Annotated in this window: 16 protein-coding genes; 9 read left to right on the forward strand and 7 right to left on the reverse strand. The window is 69.8% G+C overall.

The genetic code is table 11. The annotated features are described in order from the left end of the window. The first annotated feature begins 4 nt into the window (after positions 1-4). Positions 5-463, forward strand: a complete 459-nt coding sequence (locus ACWGE0_RS18670; RefSeq protein ID WP_452262130.1) for a DUF3291 domain-containing protein — start codon at positions 5-7, stop codon at positions 461-463. On the opposite strand, the gene ACWGE0_RS18675 is transcribed toward ACWGE0_RS18670, so the two are convergent. Further along, entirely contained in the window at positions 438-980 is a 543-nt protein-coding gene (locus tag ACWGE0_RS18675) for a TetR/AcrR family transcriptional regulator (RefSeq protein WP_452262131.1), read from the reverse strand. The two genes, ACWGE0_RS18670 and ACWGE0_RS18675, sit on opposite strands and share 26 nt — an antisense overlap. Positions 981-1,033: 53 nt before the next feature. On the opposite strand from ACWGE0_RS18675, the gene ACWGE0_RS18680 reads away from it, so the two are divergent. Then, positions 1,034-1,435, forward strand: coding sequence for a hypothetical protein (locus ACWGE0_RS18680; protein ID WP_452262132.1), 402 nt, complete (start codon positions 1,034-1,036; stop codon positions 1,433-1,435). Here ACWGE0_RS18680 and ACWGE0_RS18685 read toward each other — a convergent pair. The 4 genes from ACWGE0_RS18685 to ACWGE0_RS18700 all read right to left on the reverse strand — a co-directional run bounded on the left by ACWGE0_RS18685 (position 1,416) and on the right by ACWGE0_RS18700 (position 5,712). Continuing rightward, positions 1,416-2,546, reverse strand: coding sequence for a lipase family protein (locus ACWGE0_RS18685; protein ID WP_452262133.1), 1,131 nt, complete (start codon positions 2,544-2,546; stop codon positions 1,416-1,418). The genes ACWGE0_RS18680 and ACWGE0_RS18685 overlap by 20 nt on opposite strands. A gap of 86 nt (positions 2,547-2,632) precedes the next feature. After that, positions 2,633-3,967 (reverse strand): FAD-binding oxidoreductase, encoded by a 1,335-nt coding sequence (locus ACWGE0_RS18690; protein WP_452262134.1) that lies wholly within the window; start codon positions 3,965-3,967, stop codon positions 2,633-2,635. 138 nt (positions 3,968-4,105) lie between these two features. Further along, entirely contained in the window at positions 4,106-5,203 is a 1,098-nt protein-coding gene (locus tag ACWGE0_RS18695) for a calcium:proton antiporter (protein ID WP_452262135.1), read from the reverse strand. A gap of 119 nt (positions 5,204-5,322) precedes the next feature. Then, on the reverse strand, positions 5,323-5,712 hold the full coding sequence (locus tag ACWGE0_RS18700) for an SSI family serine proteinase inhibitor (protein WP_452262136.1): 390 nt from the start codon (positions 5,710-5,712) through the stop codon (positions 5,323-5,325). 245 nt (positions 5,713-5,957) lie between these two features. Between ACWGE0_RS18700 and ACWGE0_RS18705 the strand changes: the two genes are divergently transcribed. From ACWGE0_RS18705 to ACWGE0_RS18725, 5 genes are all read left to right on the forward strand, one after another. Next, positions 5,958-6,545 (forward strand): D-alanyl-D-alanine carboxypeptidase family protein, encoded by a 588-nt coding sequence (locus tag ACWGE0_RS18705; RefSeq protein ID WP_452262137.1) that lies wholly within the window; start codon positions 5,958-5,960, stop codon positions 6,543-6,545. A gap of 89 nt (positions 6,546-6,634) precedes the next feature. Then, a complete protein-coding gene (locus ACWGE0_RS18710) occupies positions 6,635-7,252 on the forward strand; it encodes a TetR/AcrR family transcriptional regulator (protein ID WP_452262138.1) in 618 nt (205 codons plus the stop codon). Positions 7,253-7,419: 167 nt separating this feature from the next. Then, complete coding sequence (locus tag ACWGE0_RS18715) at positions 7,420-8,844, forward strand: hypothetical protein (protein ID WP_452262139.1); 1,425 nt, start codon at positions 7,420-7,422, stop codon at positions 8,842-8,844. Between the two features lie 66 nt (positions 8,845-8,910). Beyond that, positions 8,911-12,000 (forward strand): S8 family serine peptidase, encoded by a 3,090-nt coding sequence (locus ACWGE0_RS18720; RefSeq protein WP_452262140.1) that lies wholly within the window; start codon positions 8,911-8,913, stop codon positions 11,998-12,000. A 60-nt stretch (positions 12,001-12,060) separates the two neighbouring features. Continuing rightward, the gene (locus ACWGE0_RS18725; protein WP_452262141.1) at positions 12,061-12,576 is read left to right on the forward strand and encodes a COG4315 family predicted lipoprotein; all 516 of its coding nucleotides are present in this window, start codon (positions 12,061-12,063) and stop codon (positions 12,574-12,576) included. On the opposite strand, the gene ACWGE0_RS18730 is transcribed toward ACWGE0_RS18725, so the two are convergent. Both ACWGE0_RS18730 and ACWGE0_RS18735 read right to left on the reverse strand, forming a co-directional pair. Continuing rightward, a complete protein-coding gene (locus ACWGE0_RS18730) occupies positions 12,565-13,206 on the reverse strand; it encodes a response regulator transcription factor (protein ID WP_452262142.1) in 642 nt (213 codons plus the stop codon). The genes ACWGE0_RS18725 and ACWGE0_RS18730 overlap by 12 nt on opposite strands. Next, a complete protein-coding gene (locus ACWGE0_RS18735; protein WP_452262143.1) occupies positions 13,203-15,089 on the reverse strand; it encodes a sensor histidine kinase in 1,887 nt (628 codons plus the stop codon). The genes ACWGE0_RS18730 and ACWGE0_RS18735 overlap by 4 nt, the downstream gene beginning before the upstream one ends. A gap of 149 nt (positions 15,090-15,238) precedes the next feature. On the opposite strand from ACWGE0_RS18735, the gene ACWGE0_RS18740 reads away from it, so the two are divergent. Together ACWGE0_RS18740 and ACWGE0_RS18745 are read left to right on the forward strand one after the other, a co-directional pair. After that, complete coding sequence (locus ACWGE0_RS18740) at positions 15,239-15,577, forward strand: hypothetical protein (RefSeq protein WP_452262144.1); 339 nt, start codon at positions 15,239-15,241, stop codon at positions 15,575-15,577. Next, complete coding sequence (locus ACWGE0_RS18745; protein ID WP_452262145.1) at positions 15,574-16,140, forward strand: hypothetical protein; 567 nt, start codon at positions 15,574-15,576, stop codon at positions 16,138-16,140. Before ACWGE0_RS18740 ends, ACWGE0_RS18745 begins: the two co-directional genes overlap by 4 nt. Positions 16,141-16,202 lie beyond the last annotated feature (62 nt).

Consider the following 16,202-nt stretch of genomic DNA (forward strand, 5'->3'; position numbering starts at 1 on the left):
GGGCATGGGGGACTTCCACCTGGCACAGGCCAACATCTCGACCGGGCGGTGGGCGTTCGACCACTGGCGGATGCGCGGGTTCACCAGCCGGGTCGAGGCGATCAACGACCTGGCGCAGCAGTCCCCCGGCTTCGTGTGGCGGCCGACCTCGGACCGGATGATGGCCGATCTGCAGCGGCTCGGGCGCGATCCGATGCTGGAGGCGTTCAACCTCAGCGTGTGGGAGTCCATCGAGACGTTGTGGCAGTTCACGTTCGGCGGCATTCACCTGGAAGCGGTGAAGCGCAGCGCTCAGTGGTTCGAGCCGGACAGCGCGTGGGACGTGATGTGGTGGGTGCCCGCCGGACACCAGCCCACGACCGAGGAGGGCCTCGCGAAGCTCGACCTGATCAGACGGGACGGACCGACGCCGCACGGGTTCACGTTCCGGAAGCGGTTCACGCCAGAGCACCTCGCACGATGATCTCCACCAGCGGGCGCGGATCGATCGCCTCACCCCTGGCGAACTGCTGCAGGAACAAGCCCTGAACGCACGCACCCAGCGTGTCGGAGGCGGCCAGCGGGTCACGCGCGCCGAGGCCGGCGAGGGCCGGGATCAACATCCCCGACATGGCGGCCCGCCCGCGCAGCAACGCCTGACGCACCTGAGGATTGGTCGCCGCCTCCATCCACAGCACCATGCGCGCCGTGGTCGTGACGACGTTCGGACCGGTCATGAAGTCGTAGAGCCGGCACAGTTCGTCGACCAGGTCTTCCGCCGACGACGGCTTGAGCGTGGCCACGACCTCCGGCGTCTCCTTGCGCACCATCCAGTCCACGACGCCGTCCAGCAGTGCGGCGCGGCTGCGGAAGTAGTTGGACGTCGACCCCTTCGGCAGGTCGGCGCGGTCGTCCACGCGAGCGTGCGTCAGGCCCCGCAGGCCTTCGGTGCCGAGCAGCTCGACGGCGGCGGCGAGGGCGCGTTCCCTGTTGGAGGTCACCGGGACACTATAAACGTAGTGACTAGGCACTACGATCGTAGTACCGTCGGCCCATGACAGCGACAATCGCCCTGGTCGGCTGGGTGCTCAACATCGGGGTCGGACTGGTGATCCTGGCCCGCCTGCTCCGAGCGCGAAGACACGTGCCACCCCTCGCCTACTACCACCTCACCACCGCGTTCGTCGGGCTCGGCTTCTGGGTCGCCTTCATGACAGCGGGCTCGGCACTGCTGGCGTGGATCGGGTTCGCCGTGCTCACCCTGCACAACACCTTCGGCGACACGCTGATGGTGAAGGGCTGGCGGAAGCGCAATCCCGACGCACCGGGAATCGCCTACTTCCAGGCGACGAAGGCCGCCTGGAAGAAGCCGCTCCTGCTGGCGCACGGCTTCCTCGCGCCAGTGGCCTGGTTCCCGGCTCTCGCCGCCGCGATGATCAGCAGTTGGGCCGCGTGACCTTGCCGGCGAAGCGGTCGCCGAGCCAGTTCAACGCGTTCGAGCCCCACGCGCTGACGGCGGCGACATGCCCGAGCAGCGGCAGCGGCGTCCACTGCACGTCGGCGCCGAGCGAGCACCACTGCGAGCGCAGCTTCTGGCCGACGGCGAACGGAATGAGCTCGTCGAGCGTGCCGTGGTAGAGGTACACCGGCGCCGCGGGCTTCACCGCGCCGAGAGTGTTCTCCTTCAACCGCTTCTGCCACAACGGGTCCTGGATGACGTCCGGGGTCGTGGTCAGCGAGTTCAGCCGCGTGAACGGTGCCACCAAAGCGATCTCGGCGACGCACGCGTTGCGGATCTGATCGATGACCTGCTGGCCGCGGGCGTTGAGCACCGCCGACAACGGCAGTTCGGGATAGGCCGCGGCGTATCCCGCGGCCGCCGCGAACACCAGTCCCGAACCGGCGTTGCCGTCGTTGAACTTCGCCACCGCGTTCAGGTCGGCGGGCACGCCACCCGCGGCGACACCGACGACGTTCAGCGAAGGCGCGTAGGACTTCCACTGCTCGGCGGCGGCCGACGCGGCCTGACCACCTTGGGAGTAGCCGAAAACGCCGATCGGTGCGTCAGCGGACAGGCCGGGGATACCGCTCGCGGCGCGTGCCACGTCCAGCAGCGCGCGACCCTCCGACCGGGCCACCGCGTAGGTGTGATCCCCAGGCGTGCCAAGGCCTTCGTAGTCGGTCACCGCGACCGCCCAGCCGTTGAACATCGCCTGCGCGAGGAACGCGATCTCCACCTCGGTGCCGGCCTGCAACTGCTGCGACGGCGCGCACTGGTCGCCCATCCCCTGCGTGCCCATCGCGTACGCCACGATCGGGCGCGGACCGTTGTTCCACGGCAGCGGCGACACGAGCACCATGCCGGACACGACGTTGCCCACGCCCGTCGCGGACGTGGAGCGGTAGCGGATGTCGTAGGCCTTGACCGGGGCGGGCAGCAACCTCAACGGCTCCGGATGCCACGCCACCTCCCGGCTGCTGACCAGTTCACCCGGCGCGACCGCGGCAGCGGGTGTGACCAGCGCGAACAAGAGCAGAACGGCGGCGAGCACGGCACGGAGCTGCATCGTTGGACCCCTTTGTGGTAACCGGCGTTACCGCAATGTAGGGCCGAACGTCGTAACGTGGCAATACCCGGAATGGCTTTATGGATTCACACCAGGCCCTGGGGGAACGCGAAGACCCGATCGGGGTCGTACTTGCGCGCGACCTCCTGCAGCCGGGTGAGCGACAAGCCGTAGTAAGTGCGCGCCCAGTCCGGCATCTGCGGGTCGAGGTAGTTGACGTACCCGGTGGCGCCGAACATCTTGGCCAGCTCGTCCCGCGCCACCCCCATGGCCCGCCGCGCGTTGGCCTCCCCGGCCTGCAGCGTGAGCTCGACCTGGATGCTCGCGAGCGCAGACCGGTGCGGGAACGCGGAAGCCGGGCCTCGGCCCACCGCCCCACCCAGCGCGTCGATCATGTTGTACGAGTTCGGGGTGCTCTTGAAGATCTCCGCGAGCCGCTGCGGGTCGGTGATCGGGCGGGTCAGCATCCGGGACGTCGCCACGTAGCTGCCGCGCCCCTGTGTTCCGCCGCCGCCGTTCCAGCTCGGGCGGCACGAGCCGTCGGCGCTCTTGCACCACGCGAACCGTTCCATCGCGGCGAGGAAGCCCTGTTCCTGTTCGCGGCGCGACGTCGGTGGCGAACCGACGCGCCGGACCAGGTCGTCCAGCAGCGGTTTCGCGGCAGCGGGTGTGCCGACGAAGCAGCCGGAGACCTCGACGTACGGGTTCTGGCCGTTGCCGACACCGACCGTCGTGGTCATGGCGTCCGGCGCATTGCCCTGCCAGTCCGGCCACACGCTGAGCAACGAGGCCAGCGACGCGGACGGGAACACGAGGCTGAGGGTCGTGAGGTTCCGCGCGGGTTCGGTGCGGAACACGAACGACGTGACGATGCCGAAGTTGCCGCCACCACCGCCGCGCAGTGCCCAGAACAGGTCCGCGTGCTCGGATGCGGAGACCGTGCGATGCACGCCGTCCGGCGTCACGATCCGCGCGCTCACCAGCCGGTCGCAGGTGAGTCCGAACTGGCGGGCGGTCACGCCGATGCCGCCGCCCAGCGTCAGCCCGGAGATCCCGACCGTCGCGCACGTGCCCGCCGGCATCATGCGGCCCGCGTTCGCCAGCGCCACGTACAGATCCATCAACAGAACGCCCGCGCCGACCTCGACCGTGCCGTCGGGCCGGACGTCGATCCGGTTGAGACCGCGCACGTCGACGACCAGGGCACCGTCCGCCGTGGAGTAACCGGGATAGCTGTGGCCGCCGCACCTCGCGGTGATCCGCGACCGGTCCTGACGCGCGATCTCGATACACCGCTGGACATCCGAGGGCGAAGCCACGCGGGCGATCGCGCTCGGCCGTTGCCCGTCGTACTGCGTGAAGTAGCCGAGCTTGGCGTCGCGATAGGCCGCGTCGCCAGGCCTGATCAACTGGACGTCCATTGTGGACTTTCCCAACCACGCTGAGACAGCACCCAAGGCGGCCGTTTGCAGAAGTGCCCTGCGACGCAACATTCCACGAACGTAGGAGTCGGACAAACCGGCACACAACGGATCTGCGGACCGGTCATGATTCCGGTGCTACGGGTTCACAGCCAAGAACAGGAACGCCGCCAACAGCACCAAGTGAACGCCGCCCTGAAGCCGAGTCGCGCGACCCGGCACCACGGTCAGGACGCTGACTAGAACCGTGAGCAGCAGCAGGATCATCTGCGTCGATCCGAGGCCGAGCAGCAGCGGGCCGTCGAGCCAGACGGTCGCCAGCGCGATGGCCGGGATCGTCAGGCCGATGCTCGCGATCGCCGAGCCGTAGCCGAGGTTGAGGCTGGTCTGGATGCGGTCGCGCAACGCGGCGCGCGCGGCGGCGATGGTCTCGGGCAGCAGCACCAGCAGGGCGATCACGACGCCGACGAACGACTGCGGGAAGCCGGCGGCGCGCACGCCCGCCTCGATCGCGGGCGACTCGATCTTCGCGAGGCCGACCACGGCGATCAGCGCGACGAGCAGCAGGCCGAGCGATGCCGCGGTGGCCTTCCCGGACGGCGCCTCGGCGTGCTCGTCGTTCTCGATCACGCCGTCCTCGTCGACGGGCAGGAAGAAGTCGCGGTGCCGGACGGTCTGGGTGAAGACGAACATCCCGTAGAGGGCCAGGGAAGCGAGCGCGGCGAACGCGAGCTGCGGGCCGGAGAACTCGGGGCCGGGCGTGGTCGTGGTGAACGTCGGCAGCACCAGGGTGAGGGTCGCGAGCGTGATCACCGTCGCGAGGGCGCCGCCGCTGCCCTCCGCGTTGAAGAGCGTCGTGCCGTGCTTGAGGGCGCCGAGCAGCAACGCGATGCCGACGATGCCGTTCGTCGTGATCATGACCGCGGCGAACACCGTGTCGCGCGCGAGTGACGACGCCTCGGGTCCGCCGGACACCATCAGCGTGACGATCAGGGCCACCTCGATGATCGTCACCGCGACCGCGAGGACCAGCGATCCGAACGGCTCCCCCACTCGCAGCGCCACGACCTCGGCGTGGTGCACCGCGGCGAGAACGGTCGCGGCGAGCACGACGGCGACCAGCGCGACCAGCACCGGGGCGAGTTCACGCCCCCAGGCGAGCACGAGCAGCAACACGCCGAGCGCGGGGGCGATGGTCGTCCAGGAGAGCAGGGGGAAGCGGGAGGTGGCGGCCATGATCACACCCTCGCACACGGCTCAGCCGGGCCGCCATTCGGCGCAACACCCATTTCGGGACAAGAAAATGTGGAGCGGAGCGCCCCTGCCGCGCCCCGCTCCACATTAATAGCCGGTGCCTAGAAATCGAACACGGCACCGGTGTGCGCCAGCATGACGCACGAGTTCGGGTAGGTCTGAACCTGTGACACGGGCTCGCCTCGCCAGAAGCCGAACATGGTCACCTTCACCGGCGCATAGATGAACGTGCAGGCGCGGTCGTCGGACTGCATCGACCGCAGGTCGGCACCGGCGGAGGCCAGCGTCGCGCAGGCGAGGGCCCTGCGCGGGTGGCTGTCACCTCGTTCGCAGGTCAGGACCGTTGCCTTGAAGGCGTTGTCCTCGACATCCGAGTACTGGACGGTCAGCACCAGCGCAGTGTCCCGAGCGGCCGGGGCGGCCTGTGCGGTGCCGGCGAAGGCGAAAAGTGAAGCGAACAGAGCAACGAACGCAAGAATGCGGCCGGACATGAAAGCGGTCCTCCTGAGACCTCACAAAAACGGGCCGGTTCTCGGCCGCCACAGATGTTGCCATCACGTTTCGCCGATGCAAAAGGGGCCAGCGCCCGTTCACCGATCACATTTGTGGCGCTGCGCCGAAAGCATGATTGGGCCGAATGGATGTGTTCCGCGCCACGTGTGCGGGGACACAGCTGCCGACGGACTGTTACGGGTTGCTGACAGAAGCAGTTGCGCAACGACGTATTATCCGATTCATGTCCAAGACCTCCAGACGCGTCGTGTTCGGCGTGCTCCTGATCGTCACACTCGTGGTTTCCGCCGGCGGGGCGCTGGGTTACCTGGGCAGATTGACGCTCGTGTTCGACCGTCATCCGGGAAAGCCGCTCGCGATTCTCGAGGAAGTGCCGGGACCGCCGGACGGACCGAAGTGCGCCATCGACGCCCGCTACCTCGACGAGGCTCCGGACGGCCTGCGCCCGGACGTGTTGCAGGCGTGGCAGAAGTTACGTGCCAAGGCCTCTGAGCAGGGCGTTCAACTGTGCCTGAACGACGGCAAGCGCAGCCGCCAGCAACAGCGGAAGGAGTTCGACGAGGCCGTGAAGAAGTTCGGCACCGAAGAACTCGCGTCGCGTTATGTGCTGAACCCGCCTGACCGCTCGATGCACGTGATCGGATTGGCCGTCGACATCCAGCCGATCGAATCGGCACAATGGGTCGAGAAAAACGGCAACACCCTCGGCTGGTGTCGCCGTTACGAAAACGAGCAGTGGCATTTCGAGTACAACGCCCGCTACTCCACGAGCGGCTGCCCCGCCCTGGAGAAGAGCGCGACCGGCAGCTGACCCCCGTGCAAAGGTCTAGACGCCTGGGGTGCGCGCGAGGTTGCGCCGACGTAATCTGACAACCCGAGTTACCAGATTGGAGCACCCCGGTGGCACGTGCCTACGGCGGCATCTCACCCGAGCAGCGCAAGGCGCAGCGCCGGGCGAAGCTGCTGCAGGCAGGCCTGCAGCTGTTCACCAGCACGGGTTTCGCGGCCACCAGGATCTCCGAGCTGTGCACCGAGGCCGGTGTCTCCACGCGCAACTTCTACGAGGAGTTCCCCTCGAAGGAAGAGCTGCTGCGCGAGCTGCACGACCTGATCAACGCCACGGCGTTCACCGAGGTCCGCACCACGCTCGCCCAGCTCGGGACCGCCGACGTGGCCGTCCGCATCACGACGCTGCTGGACGTGTTCGTGCGCAGCGTGACGGCCGATCCGCGTGCGCCGCGCCTCAACTACGTCGAAGCGGTCGGGGTGAACGCGGAGATCGAGCAGCAGCACGTGCGCTGGGTGAACACGTGGGCGGAGTTCATCGAGTCCGAGGCTCTGCGCGCGGCGGCCGCCGGCGTGGCGCCGCAACGGTCGTACCGGCTGACCGCGATCGCGTTGGTGGGGGCGATCACGGGGTTGTTGCGGGAGTGGCAGGCGCACCAGCCGCCGCTCGCGGTGGACGAGATCGCCGCGGAGATCCGCGACCTGATGCTGGCGGCGATCACCCGGCCGTAGCTCACCGGGCCTGCGTTGACGGCGTCTGCAAGTACCACCAACTCAACATCAACAGGCACTTCCCTACTACCAACCGGCCGGGTCCCGTCCTGCGGCGGTTCGGGCGATCCGGCCGCGAAGCGCCACGACCGGCCTCACCGCCGTGATCAGATGACGGCGTGCGAACGGTGAGCAGACTCGTCACGGCGGCAGCCGTCGTCGTCGGTTACGTGGCGTTGATCCTGGTCATCACCGCCGGCCAGGAACTGAGGGCGCGCAACGCCTTCCACGACGCGCCCGCCCAGTACGCCACGTTCCTCACCGCGCTCGACCACCGGTCCTCCTCCGAGATCCGCGAGGTCGCCCGCTGGTTCGACCGGAACACCTCCGCGGGCAGCAGCTCGAACGCCTCGATCTCCCTCGCCGCCAGCGCCGCGGAGGACGGCGAGATGGACACCGCCCACCTCTTCGCCGAAGACGTGCCGGAGGAGCTCGTCGAGGACCAGCGGGAGCTCGACGTCAAGGCCGCCGAGGCCTGGGACCGCGCGCTGCCGTGGCTGGTCGTCGGCGCGATCCTCGCAGCGGGCGCACTCTTCCTGCGACATCGGCGACGTGCGGCCAACGCCGAGGCCGTCGAGCTGGTCCTGACGTTCGTCCCGCCGCGACCGTGGTGGCGGCGCCCGGTCTTCCTGGTGGTCAGCGGCATCGGCTACACGCTGCTGGTGAGCGGCTTCATCGCGGTGGTCGCGGCAACCAGGGTCAACGAACTTCCTTGGGCCGCAAGAGGGTTCTTCCTCGCGGGCGGAGTGGTGGCGTTGCCGGTGGCGTACTTCGTGCTGAAGTACTCGCGGCCCAGGGCCGTGCGGGGCGCGGCACAGGCGCTGCGGGCCGACTGGCGCGAACCCGTGCTGTACCTGCGCGGCTTCGACGACGACCCGGACGCGGCGGTCATCGACGCACTGCCCGGCGCGCTGTCGGCCGGGATGCTGAGCATCCACTCGCGGGAGGAACACCTCATCGGCGCGCTCGGGGCGTTCGGTCCCGTCGTCGCGGTGGGCCGGCCGGGCGAGCAGGTGCCCCACCTCGGCGCGGCGCGGTTCTACCTGCCCGTCGAGGACTGGCAGGCCGGTGTCCTGCGGCTGATGGAGCTGTCCCAGCTGATCGTGCTGCGGCTCGGCGCCGGTGAGGGGGTGTGGTGGGAGGTCGACCAGGCCCGCGCCACCCAGCCGCCGGGCAAGCTCGTGCTGCTGATTCCCGGCGACCGCCCGGACCTCACCGAACGGCTGGACGCGCACCTGCCGATCCCCGCCCAGGTCGAGAAGGCCTACCCGCTGCCGGGCAAGTGGACGTCCGCGGTGGTCGTCTTCGACCAGGACTGGACCCCGCACGTGCAACCGGTGGGGCCCTTCCCCGGCGAGAAGAAGCGGTACGGCTCGGCCATGTTCTACGTGGCCCGCGCGATGCAGGAAGCGCTGCAGAAGATCGGTGCGGGCAAGCGAGCGATGGCCGTGCGGACCAACAGCCACATGCTCGCGGTGTACGGCAAGGTGCTGCTGCTGGTGCCCGGGTTCTTCCTCGTCCTCCACTTCCTGAGGCTCATTTTCGCCTGGTGACACGGTCTTCGTAGATCGCTAGCGTCAGGTCGTCCGCCGCCACGCCCTGCCAGCGAACGGACAACCATGCGCAGATTCGTCGCCGCGTTCTCGGCGGTCGCCCTTCTCTCCCTGCCGGTACCGGCCCACGCCCACAGCACTCCCGCACCCGCGGCACACCAACCCGACGTCGTCACGCTGATCACCGGCGATCAGGTGTTCGTGCGCGGCAACGACGTCGAGGTCAAGGCCGCCGACGGGCGCGAGAAGGTCGAGTTCGTCCGGCTCACCGACAACGGTGACGCGGTCGTCCTCCCGGCCGACGCCGTGGACGACGTGGCGTCCGGCCGGGTCGACAAGCGGCTGTTCAACGTCACCGAACTGGCCAGGGAGGGCTTCGCCGGCAGGCCGTTGCCGTTGATCGTCAGCCACGACGGACCGGCGGTGCTCGGCGGCCGCTACCTGAGCAGCATCAACGCCACCGCGGTCACGGCCTCCTCGGAGATCATGTCCACCAGCTCGGTGAAGAAGATCTGGCTCGACGCCACTGCCCGGCTCATCGACGACGAGAGCAACGCGCAGATCGGCGCACCCACCGCGTGGCAGGCCGGGTGGACCGGCCAGGGCGTCACGGTCGCCGACCTCGACTCCGGCCACGACCCGGCGCATCCTGATCTGCAGGGCAGGATCGCAGGGCACAAGGACTTCCTGACCGGTGGCGGCGCCAGCCTCGACCAGCACGGCCACGGCACGCACACCGCGGGCATCATCGCCGGGTCGGGCGCGGCGAGCGGCGGTAGGTACAAGGGCGTCGCGCCGGACGCGAAGCTGCTGATCGGCAAGGTCTGCGACCAGAACGGCAGCTGCCCGACCTCGGCGATCATCGAGGGCATGGAGTGGGCCGCGAGCAACGGCGCGCGGGTCGTGAACCTCAGCCTCGGCGGATCCCCGACCGACGGCACGGACCCGATGTCCTTGGCGGTCAACAACCTCACCGCGCAGACCGGCACCCTGTTCGTCATCGCCGCGGGCAACTCGGGCGCGGCCGGCACCGTCGCGAGCCCCGGTTCCGCGGACGCCGCGCTGACCGTCGGCAGCGTCACCAAGGCGGACGCGCTCAGCTCGTTCTCCAGCCGTGGACCGCGCGTGGGTGACGGCGCGATCAAGCCCGACATCGCCGCACCCGGTTCGTCGATCATCGCGGCACGGGCGGCGGGCACGTCGATGGGCGCGCCCGTGGACGCCAACTACACCACCGCTTCCGGTACCTCGATGGCGACACCGCACGTGACCGGCGCGGCGGCGATCCTGGCCCAGCAGCACCCGGAGTGGAGGGCCGAGCAGCTCAAGGCCGCGTTGATGGCCGCGAGCAAGCCGCTGAACCTCTCGGTGTACGCCCAGGGCGCGGGCAGGCTCGACGTCGGCAAGGCGACGTCCACGAAGCTCACCACGTCACCGGCGAGCCTGTCGTTCGGCCTGATGAAGTGGCCGCACACCGGCCCGGTCACGAAGAAGCTGACCTACCGCAACGACGGCGACGCGCCCCTCGACCTCGGCGTCACCGTCCCTGCACCGTACACAGTGGACACAACCAAGCTCACGGTTCCCGCGCACGGCACCGCATCCGTCACCGTCACGCTCACACCGGGAACCGAGGGCGAGTTCACCGGCCGGGTCGTGGCGGCGAACGAGGGCACGTCGGTGAGCACCGCGATCGGCGGTCAGGTCGAGGGCGAGCGGTACGGCCTCAAGATCACCACGCTGGGCCGCGCCGGCAACGTGCCGAACCTGTCCGTCGGCAACATCGTCGACACCGCCACCGGACTCGGTGCCGCGTCGATCTACGCCTTCAACCAGAACGAGTTCAGCTATCGGCTGCCGCCCGGCACCTACGACGTCCAGGCCGCACTGGCCGACCCGTACGTCGGCAACGTCTCCGGTCCGCGGTCGATCGTCACGAAGGCCGCGCTGAAGCTCGACAAGGACACCGCGATCACCCTCGACGCCCGCACCGCCAGCCCCGTCACGTCCGCGGTGCAGGGCGTCACGACCACCTCGGAGTCCAACGACTTCGGTCTCAGCGTCGGCAGGTCCGGCGTCACCTACGTCGCCGACCCGACCGCGCCGCTCTACGCCACACCGACCGGCAAGATCACCGACCGGGTCTACACGTTCCACTTCTCCCCCGCGCTGGTCGCCGGTGCCGACCTGTGGCGGCCGATCTGGTGGAACAGGTACGGCATCCCGGACAACCTCACGTACGTCGCGCAGCGCAAGGACTTCGCGCACGTCCGGGCTTCCTACGGCGCCGACCTGCCGAACACGGTCGGGCTGCGCGGTGTGTTCGCGGCGTTCCCCGGTTCGACCGGCGGGCTGACCCCGTTGCGCACCACGCCGTTGCCGTTGCAGCGCAACGAGCACTTCTGGGCCTCGAAGGAGCTCACCTGGAACAACACCCTGTACCAGCAGGAGATCCAGCCGGTCTACCGGTACGAGACCGAGACGATGCTGCGGCGCACGTTCGACCGGCGCACCTACGACGTGCGGTGGAACCAGAACCCGGTCAGTCCCGCCACGGGGCCGATCGACCTGGGCTGGGGCGCGCACCGCAAGGCGGGCAAGTTGGACGTCTACGTCCCGTTGTTCTCCACCGCCGGCAAGGACACCTACCGGCAGTCTCAGAACGCCGCGCTGAAGGCGAGCACCACGCTGTCCAGGGACGGCAAGGTGATCGGCTCGTCGGCGTACCCCGGCTGGGGCTCGTTCACCGCTCCCGATGCCGGTGTCTACGAGATCAGGTCACAGGCCACCCGGACGCTCCCGTGGACGAGCCTCGGCACCTCCGCGGACGCCACCTGGACCGTCACCGACAAGCTGGCCGACGGGCCGTTGCCGCTGCTCGTGGTGCGGACTTCCGCTGATCAGGAGGCTCGCGCGGGCAGGTTGCACTGTCTGAAGGTCGAGGTGCAGAAGCCCGCGGGGGCGCGGATCACCAAGCTGGCCACGGAGGTGTCGTTCGACGACGGCAAGACGTGGCGGCGCGTGCCGATCATCGCCGGCCACGCGCTGATCCCGCACCCGGCCACGCCCGGTTTCGTGTCGGTGCGAGCCACCGCGCGTGATCAGGCCGGCAACTCGGTCACCCAGACCGTGCTGCGCTCCTACCGCTTCAAGTGAGGCAGGTGGAGATCCACTCCGGCTGAACCGCACCGGGGTCGCTGTCCGTAGTCCTCTGATGTGAGCCGATTTGCCGCCTTCGCTCTCGTCCTGGTCCTCGGCGCGTGTTCCGCACCCGCCGAGGAACCCGAGGAGACAGCCAGCCTCGAAGAACTGGACGCCGCGGCCGGTCCCGTCGCGGGCCCGACCCCGGTGCTGCCGGGAGACATCGCGAAACTGCAGGTGGAGCAGTCGCCCGCGGTCGGCCCCGTCGTCGCCGACCGCGAGCACTACACGCTCTACTTCACCACCCAGGACAGCACGAACCCGCCGAAACCGACCTGCGTCGAGGCCGAGTGCACCCTGGTGTGGCCGCCGCTGCTCGCCGCGGGCGGCAACATCGAGGCTCCCGGCCTCGACAAGGCGTTGCTCGGCACGGTGAAGCGCCCGGACGGCCTGGAGCAGGTCACCATCGCCGGACGGCCGGTCTACCGGTACGTCGACGACGAACAGGCGGGTGACACGGCCGGGCACGGGAAGGACGATCGCTGGTTCGCGATCGCCCCGAACGGCACCAAGGCCACGCTAACGCCCTAGCCCGGCGTCGCGAGCGCGGATGATCGCAGCGGCCCGGTCGGCCACCTGGAGCTTGGTGAAGATGGCGGACACGTTGTTGGCCACCGTCTTCACCGCGACGCCGAGCCGCGCGGCGATGGCGCCGTTGGGCATGCCGGCGGCGAGCAGGTCGAGAATCTGCCGTTCGCGGGCCGTGAGTTCGGGGAACGGGACGTCTGGTGTGGACGATCCGGTCAGGAACCCGAGCACGCGTCGTGCGACGGCGGGTCCGAAGATGGCCTCGCCCGCTGCCACCGCGCGGATGGCCCGCGCGATCTCGTCCTGCTCGGCACCCTTGACCAGGTAGCCGCGGGCACCCGCGCGCATGGCCGCGAACACCGAGTCGTCGTCGGAGAACATCGTGAGCACCAGGACCGCGACCTCCGGTGCCGCACGGGCGATCTCCTTGGTCGCGGCGATGCCGTCGAGGTCGGGCATCTGGAGGTCGAGCACCGCGACGTCGGGACGCGTCGTGACGACCTCGCGGACGGCCTCACGTCCGGTCGCCGCCACGCCCACGACGACGAACCCCTCCAGCGAGGCGAGCAACGCGCTCATGCCCTCGCGGACGATGGGGTGATCGTCGGCGATCACGACCCTGATGCCGGTCACGGCGCCTGCACCGGCAACCGGGCCCACACCCGTCCCCCCGCGGCCGTGGGTCCCGCCTCGAACCCGCCACCCAGCTCGGCCGCCCGCTCCCGCATCGCCTGCATCCCCACCCCCGGACTCCACGGCCCGTTCGGCGGGCCGTCGTCGGTGACCTCGACCTCGAGTTCCTCCGCACACCTCAACCGCACCACGACCGCGGTGGCGCGGGCGTGCCGGACCACGTTGGTGAGCGCTTCGGTCGCGATGCGGTAGGCGGCGACCTCGACGGCGGCGGACAACGACGCGAGCGTGTCGGGCACGTCCAGCCGCAGCTGGAGAGGCGTGCGCACCAGGTGTTCGGCGCGGTGGCGGAGGGCGCCGAGCAGGCCGAGTTCGTCCAGAGCCGGTGGCCGCAGGTCCTCGACGAGCCGGCGCACGTCGGTGATCGCCGCACGCACGTCCGCGCTCACCCCCGTGAGCAGGGCTCGGGTGCGGTCCGGATCGCCTGCCAGCAGGTTCGTGGCGGCGTCGGCGCTCAGTGCGACGCCGGTCAGCGTGGGGCCCAGGCCGTCGTGCAGGTCGCGGCGAAGACGGCGGCGTTCTTCCTCGCGAGCGGTGACAAGGCGTTCCCGTGAGGCCTGCAGCTGCGACGACAACAACGTCGCGTGCACCGCCACGGCCAGAGGAGCCGCCACCAAGCTCAAGACGTTGTGATCAGCAGCGCCGAGCGAGCTTTCACCGGTGCGCACGCCCACATGCAGTTCACCCACCACGTCACCGTCGTACTCCAACGGCACGACAACGACGTTCTCCGGCCGTGCGCCGTCGCTGGCCAACGACACGTCAGACGCCATCAGCGCAACGTGGGGCACACGCAACGCGATCCGTACGGCCGACACGACACCGGCCAGCCCGGAGCCCGCCAGGTGCTCGCCGACGCGGGAGACCACGCGGGCCGGGTCGCCGCGGTCGCCGTAAAGCGCGCGGTCGACCAGCCGTTGCAACCGGGGCAGCACGGGCGCGACCAGCAACGCGACCACCACGGTGGCGACGACCGAGCGGCCGAACTGAGCGGACACGAACCGGTCCAGCACCGCGACCAGCAGGCCGTAGACGACCAGGACCACCGCGGACAGCAGCAGCCACGCCAGCACCCTCGACACCACGAGCCGGATGTCGAGCAGCTGGTGCCGCACGATCGCGATGGTCACCGCGACGGGGATCAACGGGATGGCCAGCAACACGAAGACCGGAGTGCCCGCGACGAACGACCACGGCACCACGAACGCCGCCGCCACCGACGCCGCGAGCAGCAACCACAGCACCTGGTCCTCACCCCGCCGGTAGCGGACCGCCAACGCGACGACACCGGCCAGCAGCGCCGCCAGCGTCCGCATCTCCGACACGATCCACAGCGGCCCCAGATCCGCGTGGCCCGGCAGCGTCAGGTACCCGATGCCGGCCGGATCCGCCGCCACCTCGACCACGAACAACGGCGCGGTCACCACGATCGCGACCACCACGGCCCGCCAGCGCCGTGACGGCAGCCGCCCGTCCGGGAAGAGCACCAGCGCCAGCGGCAGGAACAGCCCGATCGACCACGGCCACGCGTACGCCCCGATCGTCGCGAGCAGCGGATCCCGGCTCGTCCCGCACAACGCGGTGGTGGCGTGCCCGAGACCGTCCGCCAGGAACAGCCAGCCGATCGGGTTGCGCGGCCGGTGCCAGGCGAGCACGGATCCGCAGATCGCGAACGTCAGCGCCATCGCGGAGTTCGTGACGACGAACCCGTCCAGCGCCTGCTGCCAGGTCCAGCCCAGCCGCCACACGACCACGACGGCCGCCCCGGTCCCGGCCACCACCAGCGCACCGAGTCCGGACGCGAGCACGCGGCCGATCGTCATGCCGCTCAGTGTGGGCCGCCGGGTGCCCGATGTCCCGGGATCACGATCCCGGCACCGCCGGGAAACCTCCCGCCCTCACCGGATCGCACACCAATGCACGAGGAACACCCCCGCACCCACAGTTGCCCCAACCAACCTGGAGGTGCCCGATGTTCCGCGCCGGACTGCTCGTGCTCGGCCTGCTCTCCGTGGCAGACCTGCTGCTACCGCTGCTCACCGACGGCGAGTCCCCGCCCATGGCGATCGCCCTGACCGCCGCCGCTCTGGGCCTGGCCAGCCTGGTGCTCGTGATCTCGGCGTGGCGCGGCGCGCACAAGGCGATCCTCCCGCTGATCGCTCTCAGAACGCTGTCCGCGGCAGCGGCACTCCCGGCGTTCTTCGCGGCCGACGTCCCGGCACCGGCCGTCGCGGCGGCCGCGGCCACGATCCTGCTCACCGCCGCGGGCGCGACCCTCCTGCTCAAGGGACGCACGGCGGTGGCGCGATGAAGTGGCTGCTCCCCATCGGACCTGCGGCGATCGCGATCCTCCGGCTGATCCTCCCCTACGACACGACCGACGACCCGGCCACCGCCCTGCAGAAGGTGGCGGCCGCACCCGACACCCAGAACTGGGTGGTCTGGCTCGGCTTCATCGCGATGCTCACCCTGGCCCCCGCGGTCCTGTACGTCGCGAGAACGACCCGCGAGCAGGCCCCGAAAACCACGACGGCGGCCGTGTTGCTGCTGGTCCCCGCCTACCTGTCGCTGGGTCTGCTCGTGGCCCAGGACGCCGCGGCGCTCCACGGTGACACCATCACCCACCCCGTCCTCGACGCCGCCACCGCGGTCTTCGTGGCCGGGCACGTCATCGGCACGGTCCTGCTCGGCGCCGCCATGTGGCAGGCGGGCCTCCCGCGGTGGGCCGCGGTGGCCACGGCGGTGTCCCAGCCGTTGCACTTCGTGGCCGCCGTGATCGTCGTCAGTCACGAGCTCGACTTCGTGGCGTGGGGCCTGAACGCCGTCGGCTTCGCGGCGCTGGCGGTCACCGCGCGGCAGCGGGTACCGGTCTGACCGAAATTTCGGCTCTGACAAGGCGTCACGCCCGGACCACACACTGGAACCGGCTGCTCGAA

This window comes from Lentzea sp. NPDC054927, from assembly GCF_053610285.1.